The 17,538-nt window shown below is 61.5% G+C and carries 20 protein-coding genes; 6 read left to right on the forward strand and 14 right to left on the reverse strand.

The window, feature by feature from the left end; genetic code table 11:
• On the reverse strand, positions 1-627 hold a 627-nt coding region (gene gltX, locus ACIQ36_RS10080), incomplete at its 3' end, for a glutamate--tRNA ligase (protein WP_395828787.1).
• A 187-nt stretch (positions 628-814) separates the two neighbouring features.
• On the opposite strand from gltX, the gene ACIQ36_RS10085 reads away from it, so the two are divergent.
• Positions 815-2,923: a ComEC/Rec2 family competence protein gene (locus tag ACIQ36_RS10085; protein ID WP_395828789.1), complete on the forward strand. Its 2,109-nt coding sequence runs from the start codon at positions 815-817 to the stop codon at positions 2,921-2,923.
• On the opposite strand, the gene lexA is transcribed toward ACIQ36_RS10085, so the two are convergent.
• Genes lexA through moaC form a run of 3 tightly spaced genes read right to left on the reverse strand, consistent with a single transcriptional unit; the run spans position 2,909 to position 5,370 of the window.
• On the reverse strand, positions 2,909-3,613 hold the full coding sequence (gene lexA, locus ACIQ36_RS10090; RefSeq protein WP_395828791.1) for a transcriptional repressor LexA: 705 nt from the start codon (positions 3,611-3,613) through the stop codon (positions 2,909-2,911). The genes ACIQ36_RS10085 and lexA overlap by 15 nt on opposite strands.
• A 60-nt stretch (positions 3,614-3,673) precedes the next feature.
• On the reverse strand, positions 3,674-4,897 hold the full coding sequence (gene glp / locus ACIQ36_RS10095) for a gephyrin-like molybdotransferase Glp (RefSeq protein WP_395828793.1): 1,224 nt from the start codon (positions 4,895-4,897) through the stop codon (positions 3,674-3,676).
• The gene (moaC, locus tag ACIQ36_RS10100; RefSeq protein WP_395828795.1) at positions 4,894-5,370 is read right to left on the reverse strand and encodes a cyclic pyranopterin monophosphate synthase MoaC; all 477 of its coding nucleotides are present in this window, start codon (positions 5,368-5,370) and stop codon (positions 4,894-4,896) included. The genes glp and moaC overlap by 4 nt, the downstream gene beginning before the upstream one ends.
• Positions 5,371-5,428: 58 nt before the next feature.
• On the opposite strand from moaC, the gene ACIQ36_RS10105 reads away from it, so the two are divergent.
• Positions 5,429-6,547, forward strand: a complete 1,119-nt coding sequence (locus ACIQ36_RS10105; RefSeq protein ID WP_395828797.1) for a divergent polysaccharide deacetylase family protein — start codon at positions 5,429-5,431, stop codon at positions 6,545-6,547.
• Between the two features lie 4 nt (positions 6,548-6,551).
• Here ACIQ36_RS10105 and ACIQ36_RS10110 read toward each other — a convergent pair whose 3' ends face one another.
• The 7 genes from ACIQ36_RS10110 to ACIQ36_RS10140 form a co-directional block, all read right to left on the reverse strand.
• A complete protein-coding gene (locus tag ACIQ36_RS10110) occupies positions 6,552-8,060 on the reverse strand; it encodes a malonyl-CoA synthase (protein ID WP_395828799.1) in 1,509 nt (502 codons plus the stop codon).
• 21 nt (positions 8,061-8,081) lie between these two features.
• Positions 8,082-9,059, reverse strand: a complete 978-nt coding sequence (locus ACIQ36_RS10115) for a methylglyoxal synthase (protein ID WP_395828801.1) — start codon at positions 9,057-9,059, stop codon at positions 8,082-8,084.
• A 154-nt stretch (positions 9,060-9,213) separates the two neighbouring features.
• Positions 9,214-9,510, reverse strand: a complete 297-nt coding sequence (locus tag ACIQ36_RS10120) for a type II toxin-antitoxin system RelE/ParE family toxin (RefSeq protein ID WP_395828803.1) — start codon at positions 9,508-9,510, stop codon at positions 9,214-9,216.
• Positions 9,507-9,773, reverse strand: coding sequence for a type II toxin-antitoxin system ParD family antitoxin (locus tag ACIQ36_RS10125; protein WP_395828805.1), 267 nt, complete (start codon positions 9,771-9,773; stop codon positions 9,507-9,509). Before ACIQ36_RS10125 ends, ACIQ36_RS10120 begins: the two co-directional genes overlap by 4 nt.
• Before the next feature lie 89 nt (positions 9,774-9,862).
• Positions 9,863-10,162: a hypothetical protein gene (locus tag ACIQ36_RS10130; RefSeq protein WP_395828807.1), complete on the reverse strand. Its 300-nt coding sequence runs from the start codon at positions 10,160-10,162 to the stop codon at positions 9,863-9,865.
• 162 nt (positions 10,163-10,324) lie between these two features.
• Positions 10,325-10,597, reverse strand: coding sequence for a hypothetical protein (locus ACIQ36_RS10135; protein WP_395828809.1), 273 nt, complete (start codon positions 10,595-10,597; stop codon positions 10,325-10,327).
• Positions 10,598-10,765: 168 nt separating this feature from the next.
• Positions 10,766-11,608, reverse strand: a complete 843-nt coding sequence (locus tag ACIQ36_RS10140; RefSeq protein WP_395828811.1) for a phytoene/squalene synthase family protein — start codon at positions 11,606-11,608, stop codon at positions 10,766-10,768.
• Positions 11,609-11,721: 113 nt separating this feature from the next.
• Here ACIQ36_RS10140 and ACIQ36_RS10145 point away from each other — a divergent pair, with 113 nt between their 5' ends.
• Positions 11,722-12,321, forward strand: a complete 600-nt coding sequence (locus ACIQ36_RS10145; protein WP_395828813.1) for a superoxide dismutase — start codon at positions 11,722-11,724, stop codon at positions 12,319-12,321.
• An 81-nt stretch (positions 12,322-12,402) separates the two neighbouring features.
• On the opposite strand, the gene lpdA is transcribed toward ACIQ36_RS10145, so the two are convergent.
• A complete protein-coding gene (gene lpdA / locus ACIQ36_RS10150; protein WP_395828815.1) occupies positions 12,403-13,812 on the reverse strand; it encodes a dihydrolipoyl dehydrogenase in 1,410 nt (469 codons plus the stop codon).
• 287 nt (positions 13,813-14,099) lie between these two features.
• Here lpdA and ACIQ36_RS10155 point away from each other — a divergent pair, with 287 nt between their 5' ends.
• A complete protein-coding gene (locus tag ACIQ36_RS10155; protein WP_395828817.1) occupies positions 14,100-15,302 on the forward strand; it encodes an MFS transporter in 1,203 nt (400 codons plus the stop codon).
• Positions 15,299-15,421 (forward strand): hypothetical protein, encoded by a 123-nt coding sequence (locus ACIQ36_RS10160; RefSeq protein ID WP_395828819.1) that lies wholly within the window; start codon positions 15,299-15,301, stop codon positions 15,419-15,421. The genes ACIQ36_RS10155 and ACIQ36_RS10160 overlap by 4 nt, the downstream gene beginning before the upstream one ends.
• Here the strand turns inward: ACIQ36_RS10160 and ACIQ36_RS10165 are convergent.
• Entirely contained in the window at positions 15,414-16,049 is a 636-nt protein-coding gene (locus ACIQ36_RS10165) for a uracil-DNA glycosylase (protein WP_395828821.1), read from the reverse strand. The two genes, ACIQ36_RS10160 and ACIQ36_RS10165, sit on opposite strands and share 8 nt — an antisense overlap.
• Before the next feature lie 17 nt (positions 16,050-16,066).
• Entirely contained in the window at positions 16,067-16,732 is a 666-nt protein-coding gene (locus ACIQ36_RS10170; protein WP_395828823.1) for an NYN domain-containing protein, read from the reverse strand.
• Between the two features lie 131 nt (positions 16,733-16,863).
• Here ACIQ36_RS10170 and folK point away from each other — a divergent pair, with 131 nt between their 5' ends.
• Positions 16,864-17,379 (forward strand): 2-amino-4-hydroxy-6-hydroxymethyldihydropteridine diphosphokinase, encoded by a 516-nt coding sequence (gene folK / locus ACIQ36_RS10175; RefSeq protein WP_395828825.1) that lies wholly within the window; start codon positions 16,864-16,866, stop codon positions 17,377-17,379.
• The last annotated feature ends 159 nt before the right edge of the window (positions 17,380-17,538 follow it).

Consider the following 17,538-nt stretch of genomic DNA (forward strand, 5'->3'; position numbering starts at 1 on the left):
GAAGGTATTGGTCAGATGATCGTCGCCACGAATGACGTGGGTAATGTCCATATCGTGATCGTCAACCACCACCGACAGCATATAGGTGGGCGTGCCATCGGCGCGAAGCAGCACCATATCGTCAAGCTGGGCATTGGCGACCGTGACGGACCCCTGAACCTGATCGTTCACCGTGGTTTCGCCGGTCTGCGGGGCTTTCAGGCGAATAACGAAGGGGGTATTCGCCGGAGCCTCGCTCGAGTCGCGGTCGCGCCAGCGGCCATCGTAGCGCACGGGCTGGCCTGCCGCGCGTTGGGCTTCGCGCATCGCGTCCAATTCTTCTGTCGTCGCGTAGCAACGATAGGCGCGGCCTTGGGCGAGAAGCGCATTGGCGACCTCGGCGTGCCGTCCCGCGCGGGCGAATTGGAACACGACCTCGCCGTCCCAATCGAGCCCGAGCCATTTCAGGCCCTTCATAATCGCGTCCACGGCTTCCGGGGTGGAGCGCTGGCGGTCGGTATCTTCAATGCGCAAAAGGAACTTGCCGCCCAAGTGCCGGGCGTAGAGCCAATTAAACAACGCCGTGCGTCCGCCGCCGATGTGGAGAAAGCCGGTGGGCGAGGGGGCAAAGCGTGTGACGATGCTCATGCAGAATCCATAACCACAAGGAATAAGTGCCAACGGTCTAGCATGTTGCGCGGCACAACGAAACCCGATTATCGGCGTCATCCGGTCTGGACAGGATTGCTAAATCTGGAATGATGCGCGGGAATACGCACTTCTCGTGTGATATCCCTGTGATTTGTCCCGGTTAAGGTGAGGAGTTCAGCGCGCGATGCGGACGGCACCGATCCATCTAATGTGGGGGCATTGGCTCGCCCGCTGGATCGGGATTCGTCAGGCTTTACAGGCGGTGTGGGCAGCGCAGGCGGATCGCTTCGGCCTGTGGGTGCCGGGATGTTTGGGGCTTGGTATTGGGGTTTTCTTCACTCTGCCGCGCGACCCGCCCCTGTGGCTTTTCATGACCCCCGTCGCCTTGGGGGCGGCGTTGGTTTTGGCTCGGCGGGCGGAAACCTGGATTATTTTGAGCCTGCGGGGGTTGCTGTTCGTAAGCTGCGGTTTTGCGGCTGCACAGACCCACGCCGTGCTGAGTGAACCCGTCCGGCTGGCCTGGCCGCTCGCCGCGCAATGGTACGAGGCGGAGGTTGTTGCAGTCGGTCGCACCGAAACCGGGCTTAGGCTGACACTGGCGGAGCTGACGCGCGACGGCGGCGGGGTGCCGGAAGTCGGCGCTGGGCGGGTTCGGTTGACCCTGCGGACGGGCGAGGCGCCCCCCGTGGGCGCGCGGGTTCGGGTGCGGGCGGTGCTCACGCCTGTGCCGCCACCACTTACGCCGGGCGGGTTCGACTCGCGCCTGTCGCAGTTCTTTCAAGGGATTGTCGGGCACGGCACGATTTACGCGCTCGAGGTGCGTGCAGGCGGCGAAACCCCCTTTTTGACGGCGTGGCGTTTGGCATTGGCCGAGCGTATCCGCCAGCATGTGCCGGGAATTTCTGGGGAAATCGCCATTGCGCTTGCGGTCGGCGACCAAAGCGGGATTGCCGGGCCGGTTCGCCTTGCGATGCGCGATAGTGGGCTCACACATATTCTTTCCATAAGTGGCCTGCATATCGGGCTGGTCGCGGCGCTGGCAATGGTGCTGACCCGGCGCGGCTTGGCCTTGATCCCCGCGATAGCGCTTCGGGTCGATACCAAGAAGCTCGCCGTTTGGCCAACCGCGCTGCTGGTGCTGCTCTACGGCGTGCTCGCAGGGTGGGACGTGCCGGTTCAGCGCTCGGTGATTATGACCGGCGTTGTGCTGCTCGCGATCCTTCTAGATCGAACCCCGCTAACCCTGCGCACGGTGGCCGTTGCTGCCGTACTGGTGTTGCTGGGGTCGCCCGAAGCGCTGCTGAACCCCGGTTTTCAAATGTCCTTCGCCGCCGTCATCGCGTTGATTTCGGGCTATGAGGTCATCGGCCCCTGGTTATCGCACCTGCGCGCGGCCTATGGCGGGGTGTTGGTGCCGGTTATCGCCGTCGGCTCCTCGGTACTCACGTCATTGGTTGCGACCTTGGCAACCGCCCCCTTCACCGCCTTTCATTTTCACACCATCGCCCTCTATGGAATCATCGCCAATCTCTTGGCGATTCCCTTAACGGGGCTGGTGATCATGCCGGGGGTTGTGCTGGGATTCCTGCTGCTGCCGTTTGGGTTGGACGCCTGGGGCTGGGGTTTTGCCGGATTGGGCATTGATGGGCTCGTTGCACTTGCGGAGGCCGTGGCCAAACTGCCCGGCGCGTCGATCCCCGTGCCGACCTTCTCGGAAACGGTGCTGCTGCTGATCGTCTTTGCCGGGCTTTGGGCTTGCCTATGGACGGGGACGCTCCGCTGGGTAGCCCTTGTGCCCTTTGGCGTAGCGCTTAGCCTTGCCGCCGCCACGCAACCGCCGTTTTTACTGATCGGCGGGCAAGGCGGTACGATAGCGGTTCCGCGCGCCGATGGGGTTGTGGAAATTTTCGGGGCAACGCCCGGCGCGCTTCCGGCCAGGGTGCTGGGGGAGGCGCTCGCCGCCCGCTCGATCATTGCGATGGGCGGCGAGGGCAGTGTTGCACACTGCGACCCCTGGGGGTGCCGCTTCCCCACCGAACACGGGCCGCTGGCGTTAACACGTCATCCAGCCGCGCTGGCCCAAGATTGCCGCGAGGCTTGGGTGATCATTACCAGCGCACCGGTTCGCACCCCATGCCCGGCACCAGTATGGCGCGAGTCGCGGGCGCGTCTTCAACGATTGTCGCCGCTGCGGATCGATCTGATCGACGGCAAGCCGCAGCTTACCGCAACACGCCAAACGGGGCGGCGGTGGATGCCGCCCCCGCCCGAGCGGCGTTTAGTAGCGCCGTAAGAGGCCGACGAGTTTGCCTTGAATGCGCACACGATCCGGGCCGAAAATGCGGGTTTCATAGGCTTTATTGGCGGGTTCCAGGGCAATCGACGCGCCCTTGCGCCGCAGCCGCTTCAGCGTAACCTCTTGATCATCCACCAGGGCGACGATGATAGCGCCATTTTCGGCGGTGTCGCAGCGGTGGATGATGGTGATATCACCGTCTAAAATCCCGGCTTCGATCATCGAATCCCCGGCGACCTCCAGGGCGTAATGATCGCCCTTGCCGACGAGGTGATTGGGAATGTCGATCATGGCCGTATCGCGCGTCGCCTCGATCGGCAAACCGGCCGCGATGCGGCCATAGAGCGGCAGGCTGGTATGATTGGCGGCGGCGCGGGCCATGAAGGCGGTCGCAACCGGGCTGCGCATCAACGGCACCGGCATGGCCGCTTCAGAAGTCGCGACGGACGCGACCGGCTGCGGATTGGCCGCGGCCTCCGGCATGCGCAGAATTTCCAGCGCGCGGGCACGATGGGGGAGGCGGCGAATGAAGCCGCGTTCCTCAAGCCCGGTGATCAGCCGATGAATGCCGGATTTGGAGCGCAAATCGAGCGCTTCACGCATTTCATCGAAGGAGGGGGAAACGCCGGTTTCCGCCAAACGCCGATGAACATACAGCAAAAGCTCGTGCTGTTTGGGGGTGAGCATGGCCCGCCGCTCCTTTCCGGTTGAGTCCTGTTCCGTTCTATGTTCATTCGCGCGTCCGCGTCAAGCAGGAAGAGAACCCGCCGGGAACAAAATTATCGAAACAAGCTCTCCTGCCGTTTTTTCGGGGTCGCCGGGCGGGCGCACCAGCAAACCATCGGCGTCCGCGAGAACATTCATCATGGCGCTGTCTTGAACGGGTAGCGGAGTAACGCGACCATCGACGAGGCGCGCGCGCATATAATCCTGCCGCTCGTCATTGGCGGGAAGCGCAACGGCAAGCGGCAGTCGCACGGTGGGAAGCTCCCGGCGCGGCAGGCCCAGCAGGCGCTCGATACTGGGTTTCAAGAACAGCAACGCGCAAACGATGGTTGAAACCGGATTGCCGGGCAGCCCCAGAAAGGGGCGGTCGCCAAAGGTTCCGAAGATCAGCGGCTTGCCAGGGCGCAGCGCAATTTTCCAAAAATCGACCGACAGGCCGACCGCGCCCAAACCTTGCTGCACCAGATCATGATCGCCGACGGAAGCGCCGCCGGTGGTCAGCAGTAGATCGCAGCTTTTCGCGTTTTTTGCGGCTTCGGCCAAGCCTTCGAGCGAATCCGGGGCGACGGGCAGCAAAACCGGATCGCCGCCAAAACTGCGAATGAGAGCGGCCAGAGCGTAGGAGTTGGAACTGACGATCTGCCCCGGCGCGAGCGGATCGCCGGGCCGGCGGACCTCATCACCCGTGGCGAGAATGGCGACGCGCGGGCGGCGGCGCACTGTCACCCACGGGTGGCCGGCAGCCGCAATCAGCCCGATCCGGCGGGCGGTGAGGGGGGAGTTCGCTTCGGCAACCGTGGCCCCAGCGCGAAAGTCTAACCCCGCCGCGCGGACATTCTTGCCGGGAATGGGCAGCGTGCGCAGATGGACCGTATCGCCCTCGCGCCGGGCGTTTTCCTGAATAACGACGGTATCGGCCCCGTCGGGGAGCGGCGCGCCAGTGAAAATTCGCGCGGCTTCGCCCGCCGCAAGCGTTCCGGTCCAGGGATGACCCGCCGGAATCTCCGCAACGATGCGCAACGATAGAGGTTCGGCTCCAAAATCCGCCGACCGTACCGCCCAGCCGTCCATCGCCGAAACCGCTTGGGGCGGCTGCGTATGGCGCGCGACGACGGGCACGGCCAGCACGCGCCCCGCAGCGTCGAGCAGCGACACATCCTCGCACCCCACTGGGCCGGAGCCATCAAGCGCCGCGTGAAGTTTATTCAGCGCGGTTTCGACCGGCATCAACGGCGGGCGGCTCATGCTTGAGTAAATTCCCCGGATTTGCCGCCCGCCTTATGGGTGAGGCGCAGGTCGGTAATCTGCATGCCCTTATCGAGCGCCTTGCACATGTCGTAAACGGTGAGGGCGGCGACGGAGGCGGCGGTGAGCGCTTCCATCTCCACACCCGTCTTGCCGCTGAGCTTGCAGGTGGCGGAAATCTCCACGGCGTTTTCGTCCGGGTTTAGCGTGAGATCGACTTTAACCGAAGTCAGCGCGAGCGGATGACACAGGGGAATAAGATCGGGCGTGCGTTTGGCCGCCATAATCCCGGCGAGGCGGGCGACGGCAAGAACATCGCCCTTACCGATCTGCCCGGCCCGAATGGCGGCCAGGGTTTCCGGCTGCATCAGCACGCGCGCGGCGGCGGTTGCGGTGCGCTCGGTCACGGGCTTTTGGGTGACATCGACCATCACCGCCCGGCCTTCGCTATCGAAATGTGTGAAATTGCTCATGCAAAGGGTTATAGCAGGGGCGTTGGATGCTGACGAGATTGCCGCCTCAGGAAAAAAGATGGACGAAGACGATCTATTCGACCCGCCGCCCCCGGCGAAAGCGCACTCGTCGAAGGCCCCCTGGGCGACGCGCTGGCAGCAGGGTTGGCGCGGACAGAGCCTTACGGTGATCGCGCTGCTGCTTGGGGGCATCGGCGCGGGGCTCGTGGCGGAATCGCTCGTGCGTCCGAAAGCGCCGCCTGCGACGGTTGCACTCTTACCGGAGATGGTGAGCGAAGCGCCCGAACCCGATGCGCCGGCCCCCGGCGCGCTGGAGCCGGATGCGGCAGCCTCCCCCGCCGATCCCGCCGTTCACAATGGCGAGCCCGACGCGGGTGAGGCGATTACTGCGCTGCCGCCCCCGACCAAGCCAATCACCCTCCCGGCCCCGTTCAACGGTAATTTGCCGCCGTGGAAGCGCTATGCCGTTGCCGCGCCGCCCAGCGAGGGCCGGGCGAAGGTGGTCATCGTGATCGACGATATGGGTGTTGATCGGGGCCGGTCGGCGCAAACGGTGGCCTTGCCGGGGCCGCTCACACTCTCCTATCTGCCGTACGGCCAGAATCTTCCAACGCAGACGGCGGAGGCCCACCATCGCGGGCATGAATTGATGGTTCATATGCCGATGCAGCCCTCGCTGCCGATGGACCCCGGCCCGGACGCGCTCACCATGGCGCTCTCGCCCGAAGAAGTGCAGCGCCGGGTGCGCAGCAATTTGGGGAAGTTCGACGGCTATGTCGGCATCAACAATCACATGGGCAGCCGCTTCACCACTTGGGAGGTGGGCATGACGCCGGTGATCGCCGAATTGCGCGCGCGCGGGCTGCTGTGGCTCGATAGCCGCACCTCGGCACAATCGGTCGGCACCGCCATCGCCCGCAAAATGGCCGTGCCGAATATCGACCGCGACGTGTTTTTGGACGATGATCCGTCGCTTGAAGGGGTGCGCAAGCAGTTGCGCCATCTCGAAGCGGTTGCCCTGCGCACCGGCAAGGGCGTCGCAATCGGCCACCCGAAGGACAATACGATTGCCGCCCTCAAGGAGTGGCTACCGACGCTCCCCGCAAAAGGCCTCGTGCTGGTGCCGATTACTGCTGTAGTGAAGGCCCCCGCCGGTCAAAGCGTGAGCCTTCCCTAGAGTTCTATGACGCTTTGGGGGGGAAATAGGTTTGACGCAGGATGTTCTTCTGTACCTTACCCATGGCGTTGCGCGGCAGATCGGGCGTGAAGAACACGGCCTTCGGCACTTTGAAGTTGGCGAGGTGGGTCTTCACATGCTCGACCACCGCGTCTTCGCTCAGGCTGGCACCGGGTTTAAGCACGATGACGGCGGCGACCGCCTCGCCGAAATCTGGGTGGGGCATGGCGATGACGGCGCTTTCCTCGATGCTCGGAACGGCATCCAGCAACTCTTCGATTTCCTTGGGATAGACGTTCAGCCCGCCGCAGATGATAAGGTCTTTCGCGCGCCCGACGATGCTGATGTAGCCGTTCGCGTCGCGCTTGCCCATGTCGCCGGTTTTGAACCAACCGTCATCGGTAAAATCTTCTTTGGTTTTTTCCGGCATCTGCCAATAGCCCCGGAAGATATTCGGGCCTTTCAATAGAATCGCCCCGGTTTCGCCGGTTGGGCTATCCGCCCCAGCCTCATCGACGATGCGCACGCTGACGCCGGGCAGGGGTAGGCCGACGGTGCCGCCGATGCGCGCACCGTCCCAGGGATTCGAAATCGCCATTTGCACTTCGGTCATGCCGTAGCGCTCCAGGATCACATGGCCGGTGCGGGCGGTGAATTCTTGGAACGTCTCGATCAGCAGCGGGGCCGAGCCAGAGATGAACAGCCGCATATTGGCAACGGATTCCTTGCCAAAGTCGGGCAGGGACAGAAGGCGCGTGTAGAAGGTCGGCACGCCCATAAGCACCGTGGCGCGTTTTAGGTCTTTCAGAACGGCGGCGGCATCGAACTTCGCGTGCCACAGCATTGGGCTCGCGTTATAGAGCGCATTGTTGCAGGCGACGAACAGCCCGTGGACGTGGAAAATCGGCAGGGCGTGCAGCAGCACGTCGCCCGGTACCCAGCCCCAGAATTGATTGGTCACGGCGACATTGGTCGAAAGATTGCCGTGGGTCAGCATCGCGCCCTTGGCCCGCCCGGTGGTGCCGGAGGTGTAGAGAATCGCCGCCATATCATCATCAGCGCTGGTGACGGTGATGAAGTGATCGCTTTGCCCTGCGGCGGCCTCGGTGAGTGACCCGTTGCCATCGCCCTCAAGGGTAAGAACTTTCGCGCCCCCGGCGATGGCGGTAATCGCGTCGAGATTCGCTGCGCGACAAACGACGAGCTTCGGCGCGGCGTTTTCCAGGAAATAGGCGACTTCGGAGGTTTGATAGGCGGCGTTCAGCGGTAAAAAGGCGAACCCTGCGCGTTGCACGCCCAGGCACAGAATAAGCGCTTCCGGCGATTTATCGACTTGCGCGGCAACGCGGTCTTCTTTGGTGAGCCCCAGGCCGGTCAGCAGATTGGCAATGCGCGCCGTCGCCTGATCCAGCTCCCGGAAGGTGATAATCCGCCCTTCGGTGGTTTCGATGCAGGTTGCATCAAGCTTGTGCTGAAACCGCGCGTAGAGCGTTGCATAGATATTCGCGTTCACCGCTTCCCCCTGTTTGATTTCTTAGGCTTTTAGCGTCGGCGCGAGCCCGCTTTCCAGCGCGCGCGTCCAAAGTTCCGCCCATGTTTGGGCCGTCACCGGATCGTGCAGGCAGGCGTTCTGATAGGTATTGAGCCGGGCGATTCGCTCCAACAATTGAATGTCGGCCTCATGTTCGCGGGCAACATGGGGATCTTCAAAGAAAAGAATTGTCGCGCCCGGCTCGCGCAGCACCCGGTCGGCAATCTGGGCGTCGCCGCCTTTCGGGCCAGACAGGTAGGAGGTGGTCCAGGGCGTCGAACGCCCCGACAGCCGGGCAGCTTGGCGCGACACCTGCTCTCGGAGGGCGTCGGGCACCGCGCCTAAGCGCTCCGGCACCTGCCCGTTCAGCAGCCCGCCGGTGGTGCCGGTCGAAAGGCGCAGGCGGAATTGATCGAGCAGCGGAAACCAGGTTTCCACATAGCCGAGCATCGCCGCCTTGCGCGTGTCGTGCGCCACAAGGCCGAGGGTGGTTGCGCTTGGGAGGGTTGCGGCGGCAGCGGGATCGTCCAACCGGCAAAGGTGTTGCGCGGCGCTAACCGGGTCATGCGCAATCCATTGCAGCAGGCACCATTCCGAAGCCGCCCGCACCGTTGCGAGAAACGGCCGCCCATGCACAACGCATTGCCGTTTCAGCGCAATCGATTCGGGAAAGAGCGAGATCAAATCCCCTGGATCGGCGAGGTAAATCACCCAATCGATATCGCCGTCCACGAGCCGCGCCGCGACGGTGGCGATTGAGCCTTCCTCCCACGGCGGCAGCACGTCCCAATGGGGGTACTCGGTCAGAAAACCTGCGGATTGCGCCGCCTCATAGGTCGTGCGCATCGCCACCAGCTTTGCCGGGCAAACGTGGGTGACGAAGGGGACCAGCACCGTCAGCAGGGCTGACAGCGGACTATTCTCCGGTTGGCGAAAACCGGGGCTGGCAAGAAGGGCGATGGTGGGGGGCTCTAGCATCATAGCGTGGGCAGGCTAGCAAGTGGCGTGCCTGCCGACAATCGCTCTTGGTGCTGAATATCCACGACGGGGGTGAGGCGGCATTTCAGTGCTGAGCCTATACGGCCCCGTCAGCCCTAATCTGCATCGTAGCCAGCTAAAATCTCAGGTGTCGATTTTAGTCTTCAAATAGTATGGCGGTATAGTCCATTGCGCCCTGTAGTACGTGAATAATCACCACGCGCTCATCTTCAATGCGGTAGAAAATCAGGTAATTGCCATGAACCCGGCGGCGAATGCCGTGCTGTTCATATCGAGGCACCAAAGGGAAGCCCTGCGGGGTGGCCGCCAGGGCCTCACATTTGCCGCGTAGCTCTTGAACGAACGTAAGCGCGCGCCGAGGGCTATCCTTGGCTATATAGTCGGCAATCCGTTCGAGGTCGCCTTCCGCCTCGACCGAAAATTCAACCATCATGCGGATTTTTCGGCCCGATCATCCATAGCGCGATATTTTGCTTCCAGCCGGTCAAAAACGTCGCTCGCTGGCTTTGTTCGGCCGGCGTTAGCATCGGCAATACCCCGCAGGATCGAGGCATCGAGCGCGGTAAGGCGTGCTTCACGATCCTGAATCAAGCGCACGCCCTCCCGCAGCACTTCACTTTTGGAACCATAGCGGCCCGTCTCGACGAGCTGCTTAACAAAGTTCTCGAGCTGTTTACCCAAATCGGCACTAATCATGGTCTATCCTCGCTCGATCAAACCGTGCTTAAAATGGCATGTTTATCAACTATTATCAATATTATGGGCATGAAAATCCGCGCCTGTCCTCACGCCGAAACCCGCTGCGACACCAGCACGACATCGACCCCAAAAATCTGGCGCATGCCGCGCCCGATCATCGCGGCTTCGTCCTGGCCGAGCCCATCAATCTGGATATCGACCGACACATCTTCGCCATGTTGGCGGGCATAAAGCGCGCTTGGAACCAGTCCGCGCTTGGCGAATGGCTCGAGCAGTCGCGGCAAAAGGCCAGGATCGGCCAAAGCCGAAACCGAAAAACAGGCGGTGGTTCGGGAAAAATCAACGGCAGCCGTATCGTCGGCAGCGCGTGAAGGGGACTGTGACATACGTCACTCCTCGGATGAATCAGCCTAAAAACGCAAAGAAACGCTGCCCGACCCTTAAAGAAGGGTCGGGGTCGTAATTCGCAGGCTGAGTCCGAGAATCAATGTCATAAACCAAGACTATCCGACGGCAGGTGTCCAAGGCAAGCCTTAGAAACCTTAATGCTATTCCAGATCGGCGCGGTTCGGCGTGAATTCGACCGTAATGGCTTCGCCCGCGACGCCTTTACGCTCGATGGTCCAACCGGCTTCCTGATAGCGCTGCATGATCGAGTGCAGAATGCGGTCCGTCACCATTTTCGTCGGCAGCGGCACCGTTACGGTGAGGCCGGGAAAATAGTTTTCTTCCAGGAATTCATCGATCTTTTTTTCGATGACCCGTAAAACTTCATATTCGCTTTTCGACAGGCGAAAGGCCTGGAACGGCGTAATCGGCATGGCGTTCCCACTTCGTTAGACCGAAAGGCAGGGCGGCAACCGGCCCCCCCGGACCCTTTGCGAGTCGAAGAAAAACCTAAGCTTTCTTCAGCAAGCGCTTGAATATGGCTGAAAACCCCCCTGTTTGGCAAGCCTGGGATGGCGCACGGGGGTAAGCTTTTTTCGCAATTAAAGCCGCCCGAGGCGTATCGCCCACCACAAATGCAGCGGTAGAAGCCCGTCGGGGCGGGCGCGGACTTGTGCCGCTGCAAGGAAGGGATCACCGCCCGCCGTCCGCAAAGCTTTAATCAGGCGGCGGGCGAGGGTTCCGGTGAGCAGGGCGGTCCCGCCCTTGCGCGGTGCGCGCGGCAGAGTGGCAAGCGCCTGTTCGACCTCGGCCACGAAAGCCAAAACAAGCTTCGACAGGGCCTCCGAGGGCACCCCGTCGCGGATACTCCGGGCCGTCAACCCCGCCGCGCCGAGCCGATCCAGGGGGAGATCAACCCGCCCCAACTGCGCGCGCCGGGCGATACCGATGAGGGTTCCGGCTTTGGCATAGGCCGTTGCCCGCGCGGCCGCATGCTCGGGATCGGCCCCGGTAATCGCCGCCGCCAGCCGCCCCAGCATGCCGCCGGTCGCGTCCAGATAGGCGGTAAACTCCGCCTCGGTCCCCGGTGGTGGCATTTGCAAATCCTGTTCGCGCCCATCGATCAGCGCGGCGAAAGGGGCGTGGGGCAGGGTGAAGCGGCGGATGGTTTCGGCGAGGGGGGTGACGACCTCATGCTTACGCGGGGTCTGTCCCGAATAAATCTCGTCCAAAGTTTCCCGCCACCATTGCAGGCGAATTTGCCCCAGCATGGGCTCGCTGACCATCTCGCGGGTTTTGGCTACCTCTAAATTAAAAGCATAGAGCGCGAACAAGCCTTCGCGGGCGTCGGGCGGGGCGAGCAAAGCTGTGAGAAACCGCGCTTTATCGCCCTGTCGCAGCAGGGTTCCGCAGGCACTTAAGGCGGCGGGCGGCGGATTATTCACGGGTAAATCATCCTTTTTTAGAACAACCCTAATTTGCCAAGGGTTCCCTTCGGCGCGGAACATCCTTATCTAATGGTCCGGTTTCACTCACCACCTAATTTTTCGAGGACACCATGGCTTTCGAACTTCCCGCTCTGCCCTTCGCTTCCGACGCGCTCGAGCCGCATATGTCCGCACAGACCTTCAGCTTCCACCATGCGAAGCATCATCAGGCCTATGTGACCAACCTCAATAACCTGATTAAAGACACCCCCCTGGCCGATAAATCGCTCGAAGAGATCATTCTCGACGCCGCGAAAGATTCGGCTAAGGCCGGTATCTTCAACAATGCCGCCCAGGTGTGGAACCACACCTTCTTCTGGCATTGCCTGAAGCCGAATGGCGGCGGTACGCCCACGGGCGACCTGCTGGCCAAGATCGAAGCGGCTTTCGGCTCCTTCGATGCCTTCAAGGACCAGTTCAAGGCCGCTGCCGTCGGTCAGTTCGGCTCCGGCTGGGCCTGGCTCGTCGTGGAAAATGGCACGCTGAAAATCACCAAAACCCCGAACGCCGATCTGCCGATGGCCCACGGTCAAACCGCGCTGCTCACGGTCGATGTTTGGGAACACGCCTATTACCTCGATTTCCAGAATCGCCGCCCGGATTTCGTGCAGTCGTTCCTGGATAATCTGGTGAATTGGGACTTCGTCGCGGCGAACCTAGCCAAGGCGTAAGGCTTTGGGTCGGGGGGTGCCTCGGCCTAAGCAAACAAAAACCCCCGAAGCTTTCGCCTCGGGGGTTTCTTGTTGGCTGAATTACATATTCAGCGTGCGGCCATTGGCGGCAAGCCCGGCTTCTTTCACCACTTCCGAAACGGTTGGGTGGGCGTGGCAGGTACGGGCGATATCTTCCGCTGAGGCCCCGAATTCCATCGCTAGCGCCGCTTCGGCAATAAGCGTTCCGGCTTCGCCGTGAATGATGTGGCAGCCCAAAACCTTATCGGTGCGGGCATCGGTGAGGATTTTCACGAAGCCTTCGATATCGGCATTCGCGCGCGCGCGGGCGTTGACGCTGAAGGGCACTTTGCCGATTTTATACTCGACGCCCGCCGCCTTCAACTCTTCCTCGGTCTTGCCGACGCTGGCGACTTCCGGCGCGGTGTAGATGACCGAGGGGATCACGTCGTAATTCACGTGTCCGGCCTGGCCCGCCAGAAGCTCGGCGATGGCAACGCCCTCTTCTTCGGCCTTATGGGCCAGCATCGGGCCGGTAATCACGTCGCCGACGGCGAAGATCGACGGCACCGAGGATTTATAGTGGTGATCGACCACGACGCGGCCCTTCGGGTCCAGCGCAACGCCGACCGTATCGAGGCCGAGGCTATCCGTATAGGGGCGGCGGCCGATGGCGACCAGCACCACATCAGCATCGAGCGTTTCGGCGGCACCACCGGCGGCGGGTTCGAGGGTGAGCGTGACGCCGTTCGGGCCCTTGTCGCCCTTCACCACCTTCTTGCCGAGCTTGAACTCGATACCCTGCTTGCCGAGGATGCGCTGAACATTCTTAGCGACTTCGCCATCCATGCCGGGGATCAGGCGGTCCAGAAACTCAACGACGGTGACTTTCGCGCCAAGGCGCTGCCAGACCGAGCCGAGTTCGAGCCCGATGACGCCGCCGCCGATGACGACGAGATGTTTCGGCACGGCGCCCAGGGTCAGCGCGCCGGTGGAGGAGACAATCGTCTGCTCATCAATGGTGAGGCCGGGAAGGGCGACGACATCGGAGCCGGTGGCGATGACGATGTTCTTCGCGGTCAGGGTTTCTTCGCCGCCGTCATTCAGCACGACCTTAATACTGTTTGGGCCGATGATCGTGGCGGCCCCTTTGAACGGCGTTACCTTGTTCTTCTTGAACAGGAATTCGATGCCCTTGGTGGTATCGCCGACGACCTTATCTTTGCGTGCCATCATCTTGGGCAGGTCGAGCTTAACCTCGCCGACCGAAAAACCGTGATCGCTGAGGCCATGCTGGGCGAGGTGGAAATATTCCGAGGATTTCAGCAGCGCTTTCGAGGGAATGCAACCGACGTTAAGGCAGGTGCCGCCGAAGGTGCCGCGCTTATCGATGCAGGCCGTCTTCAGGCCTAATTGGGCGGCGCGAATCGCACCGATGTAGCCGCCGGGGCCACCGCCCACAAAAACAACATCGAAATTAGTGTCGGCCATTGTAACGACTCCTCGCCTAACTGCGCTTTATCTAAAGGCGGGCAGGGGTTTCGACCAGGGAAGCCGAAATCCTACCCTGATGCCGTGGGTGTAGCGGAACCGGGCCGGAAAGGAAAGGGACGCGCGCGCACAACATTCGAACCTCTGCCCCGCGCCGCACACAGGCCCTTGACGGTCGGGGAAGCCATCCATGCGGTTTTCGTATTGTTATCCATACATCTATTCGATTGAGGAAGGTTGCACAAATCCCTAAAGTGAAAACCGAATAAAATTCGGGGGACTACGTTATGCGCGGGCAAACGCTCATCGTTCTGGTGTCGGGGGTGATGATGTTGATCATCGCTATGGGCACGCGCCAATCGTTCGGCATTTTCGTGCCCGCCCTATCGATGGATCTCGATGTCGGGCGCAGCGTGATTGGCCTATCGCTCGCGTTCCAACAGTTGCTTTGGGGCGTCTGTCAGCCGGTGATTGGGCTGTTTTCCGACCGTTGGGGCTCCGTGCGCATCGGTATGGCGGGCGGGTTGATTTATGCGCTTGGTTTGATCCTCACCTATGTTTGGGCCGATCCGGTCGGGCTGCAAATCTCGCTCGGCGTGATGATTGGCATCGGCTTGTCGGGCACCACCTATGGCACCGTGCTGGGCGCGGTTGGGCGCATGGTGCCGCCGGAAAAGCGCACCCAGGCTTTCGGGATTTGCACCGCTGCGGGCTCGTTCGGCATGTTTGCCGTCGTGCCGGGCGCGCAATATATGTTGGATCAAATGGGTTGGGGCGGGGCGTTTCTCGTGCTGGCCGCGATGGCCGCGCTGATGATCCCGCTGTCCTTGGGCCTCAAAACGCCGCTTCCGCCGCAGGGCCAGGGCTTCGGGGCCGATCTGAAGCCGACGATCCGCACCGCTCTCGGCAATGGCTCCTACTGGCTGCTGAACATCGGCTTTTTCGTTTGCGGCTTTCATGTGGCCTTCGTCGCCACCCATTTGCCCGCCTTTTTGCGCGACAATAACATGCCGAGCAGCGTAACCGCCTGGGCGCTTGCGATGATCGGCCTGTTCAATATCATCGGCTCGTATCTATTCGGCCAATTGGGCGCGCGGTTCTCGCAGAAATATCTGCTGAGCCTGGTTTACGCCGCGCGCGCGGTGGTGATTACGCTGTTCCTGGTTTTGCCGCTGAGCCCGCTGACTGCCGTCGCCTTCGGGGCCGGGATGGGCTTTCTCTGGCTCGGAACGGTGCCGCTAACCTCGGGCCTCGTCGCCCGGATGTTCGGGATGCGCTATATGGCGATGCTCTATGGTTTTGTCTTCATGTTCCATCAACTCGGTGCATTCTTGGGCGCATTCGGGGGCGGTTGGGCTTACGATCATCTGCAATCGTATGATTTGATCTGGTATCTTTCGATTGCGCTGGCTTTAATCGCCGCAGTCGTGCATTTGCCGATTTCGGAAAAAGCCGTGCCGGTGCGCGGCGCGGTGGGGCAGAGACTATGAAACAAAAACTGTTCTTTTGGACCGTGGCGGGATTCGCGATTGTCGCGGGCCTAGCCCTTTGGGCCGAGATGGGCCTCGCGGTTGCCTTGGGCGACGCGGCTTGGTTCTGCGTTAGCTGAGAAGCGCTCGGCAGCGGGCGATTACCGCGTCGAACATTGCTTCGGTTAGGCGGCCCGTGTTCGTATTGTAGCGCGAGCAATGGTAGCTATCGATCAGCGTGCGGCCATCGGGCAAAGCATGCTCGGCCCCATGGGCGAACTTAAAGCGCGCAACGGGAATGCCTAAGGCGCGCAATACGCTTTGATGGGCGATTGTACCGAGCGCGAGGATGACGCCGCTTTTTTCCTGGGCGGCAAGCTCGCCGATCAGAAACGGACGGCAGCGGTTGATTTCGTTGGGCGTTGGTTTGTTTTCCGGCGGCACGCAACGGACGGCATTGGCGATGCGGCAGTTGACGAGCTGCATCCCATCGGTGGGGCTGCGGCCATAAGTGCCCGTGGCGAACCCGTGACGCAGCAGGGCCGCGTAAAGCGTATCGCCCGCATAATCGCCGGTGAAAGGTCGTCCGGTCTGGTTAGCCCCCTTCAGGCCGGGGGCGAGGCCGGTGATGAACAGCCCCGCGCCCTCCGGTCCCCAACTGGGAACCGGCCCATTAAAAAAGCTTGGGTAGGCCACGGCATTGGCTGCCCGAAAGTCCGCAAGGCGCGGGCAAATCGGGCAGTCATGGGCCGGAGAGGGGAGCGCCATCGTAACCGTAAGGGCGGTTAGTTCTGCTCTTCTTCTTCCGGAAGCCCATCGGGCTGATCCGACTGGGCCGGGCGGCGCAGGAACTGCGGTGCATCATCGCGGAAACCGGCGGGCGACGGCGCGGCATAATTGTCGCGCGGCTCGCGTGGGCCTGCATAAGCGCGGGCGATGTAGGGGGCGAGGTCTTGCAATTCGCAGAAAATATCGCACTGGCGGCGCAACTCGTCGGCCACCATCGGCGGGGTCGAGCGGATCGTGGAGACGATGGTCACGCGCTTGCCTTTGCTTTGGACGGCTTCGACCAAGCGGCGGAAATCGCCATCGCCCGAGAAGATAACGATATGATCGAGATGATTGACCATCTCCATCACGTCGATGGCAAGCTCGATATCCATATTGCCTTTGACCTTCCGGCGGCCAAATGCATCGGTATATTCTTTCGTCGGCTTCGTAATCATCGCGTAGCCGTTATAATCCAGCCAATCGACCAGCGGACGGATCGGCGAATACTCCTGATCTTCCATCAGGGCGGTATAGTAGAAAGCCCGGATCATATGGGCTTTCGTTTGGAAAAGTTGCAAAAGCTTACGATAATCGATATCGAACCCCAGCGCGCGGGCAGCCGCATAAAGGTTTGCGCCATCGATGAAGAGCGCAATGCGCTCCTGCGGATAAAAATGCATATTGGTTCACTCCACCAAAAAACAATTCAAATGTGGTCAGAGGTTTTAACAACCTGACAGATTTAGACAAATGGGGTTGCACACCGGGGCGGCAAGCCCTTATCGATGTCTTCCTTTATGACAGGTGCGCCATGACCGCAACAGAGAAATCAATTCTGATTGCTTTGGGATCGAATTTATCCCACCCAACCTGGGGTGCGCCCCCGGCAATTCTGATGGCCGCCATAGAAATGCTTGCGCAGGCGGGCGTTTCGACTCGGCGCTGCTCATCTATCTGGCGCTCGGCGGCCTGGCCCGATCCCACCGATCCGCCCTATGCCAATGCTGTCATTGCCGTCGCAACCCTATTACCGCCGGTCGATCTTCTGGCGGCGTTGCATCGCATAGAAGCCGCTTTCGGCCGCGCGCGCGGCAAGCTTAATGCGCCGCGCACGCTGGATATCGATCTGATCGCCTATGGAAGCCTCGTGCATGATGGGGCGGACGGCCCGCAGCTTCCGCATCCGCGCACGCAAGACCGCGCCTTTGTGCTCCGCCCTTTGGCCGAAGTTGATCCCGCGTGGCGGCATCCTATCAGCGGAACGGGCATTGCGGCGCTGCTTGCAGCCCTGCCCCCGGACCAAACCTGTGTGCTTTGGGGCGATTAATTCCAGAATCCACGAGAATCGATCTCGCAACGAAAACCTATTCTTGCCTTTGTCAAGAGGGGTTTTTATAGTGCGCGCTTGACTTCGCCCCTCGGCTTACCGGGTGGCTTGCTTTACGCGAAGGATGATCATGGCCCGCGTTACCGTTGAAGATTGCGT

The sequence above is a fragment of the Elstera sp. genome, assembly GCF_044372965.1.
Lineage (GTDB): Bacteria > Pseudomonadota > Alphaproteobacteria > Elsterales > Elsteraceae > Elstera.

What these genes read in the sequence shown, in the direction of transcription:
- ACIQ36_RS10085 (WP_395828789.1), top strand. Translation starts at nt 815, where the DNA reads ATGCGGACGGCACCGATCCATCTAATGTGGGGGCATTGGCTCGCCCGC.
- lexA (WP_395828791.1), bottom strand. Translation starts at nt 3,613, where the DNA reads ATGCTCACCCCCAAACAGCACGAGCTTTTGCTGTATGTTCATCGGCGT.
- glp (WP_395828793.1), bottom strand. Translation starts at nt 4,897, where the DNA reads ATGAGCCGCCCGCCGTTGATGCCGGTCGAAACCGCGCTGAATAAACTT.
- moaC (WP_395828795.1), bottom strand. Translation starts at nt 5,370, where the DNA reads ATGAGCAATTTCACACATTTCGATAGCGAAGGCCGGGCGGTGATGGTC.
- ACIQ36_RS10105 (WP_395828797.1), top strand. Translation starts at nt 5,429, where the DNA reads ATGGACGAAGACGATCTATTCGACCCGCCGCCCCCGGCGAAAGCGCAC.
- ACIQ36_RS10115 (WP_395828801.1), bottom strand. Translation starts at nt 9,059, where the DNA reads ATGATGCTAGAGCCCCCCACCATCGCCCTTCTTGCCAGCCCCGGTTTT.
- ACIQ36_RS10120 (WP_395828803.1), bottom strand. Translation starts at nt 9,510, where the DNA reads ATGATGGTTGAATTTTCGGTCGAGGCGGAAGGCGACCTCGAACGGATT.
- ACIQ36_RS10125 (WP_395828805.1), bottom strand. Translation starts at nt 9,773, where the DNA reads ATGATTAGTGCCGATTTGGGTAAACAGCTCGAGAACTTTGTTAAGCAG.
- ACIQ36_RS10130 (WP_395828807.1), bottom strand. Translation starts at nt 10,162, where the DNA reads ATGTCACAGTCCCCTTCACGCGCTGCCGACGATACGGCTGCCGTTGAT.
- ACIQ36_RS10135 (WP_395828809.1), bottom strand. Translation starts at nt 10,597, where the DNA reads ATGCCGATTACGCCGTTCCAGGCCTTTCGCCTGTCGAAAAGCGAATAT.
- ACIQ36_RS10145 (WP_395828813.1), top strand. Translation starts at nt 11,722, where the DNA reads ATGGCTTTCGAACTTCCCGCTCTGCCCTTCGCTTCCGACGCGCTCGAG.
- lpdA (WP_395828815.1), bottom strand. Translation starts at nt 13,812, where the DNA reads ATGGCCGACACTAATTTCGATGTTGTTTTTGTGGGCGGTGGCCCCGGC.
- ACIQ36_RS10155 (WP_395828817.1), top strand. Translation starts at nt 14,100, where the DNA reads ATGCGCGGGCAAACGCTCATCGTTCTGGTGTCGGGGGTGATGATGTTG.
- ACIQ36_RS10160 (WP_395828819.1), top strand. Translation starts at nt 15,299, where the DNA reads ATGAAACAAAAACTGTTCTTTTGGACCGTGGCGGGATTCGCGATTGTC.
- ACIQ36_RS10165 (WP_395828821.1), bottom strand. Translation starts at nt 16,049, where the DNA reads ATGGCGCTCCCCTCTCCGGCCCATGACTGCCCGATTTGCCCGCGCCTT.
- ACIQ36_RS10170 (WP_395828823.1), bottom strand. Translation starts at nt 16,732, where the DNA reads ATGCATTTTTATCCGCAGGAGCGCATTGCGCTCTTCATCGATGGCGCA.
- folK (WP_395828825.1), top strand. Translation starts at nt 16,864, where the DNA reads ATGACCGCAACAGAGAAATCAATTCTGATTGCTTTGGGATCGAATTTA.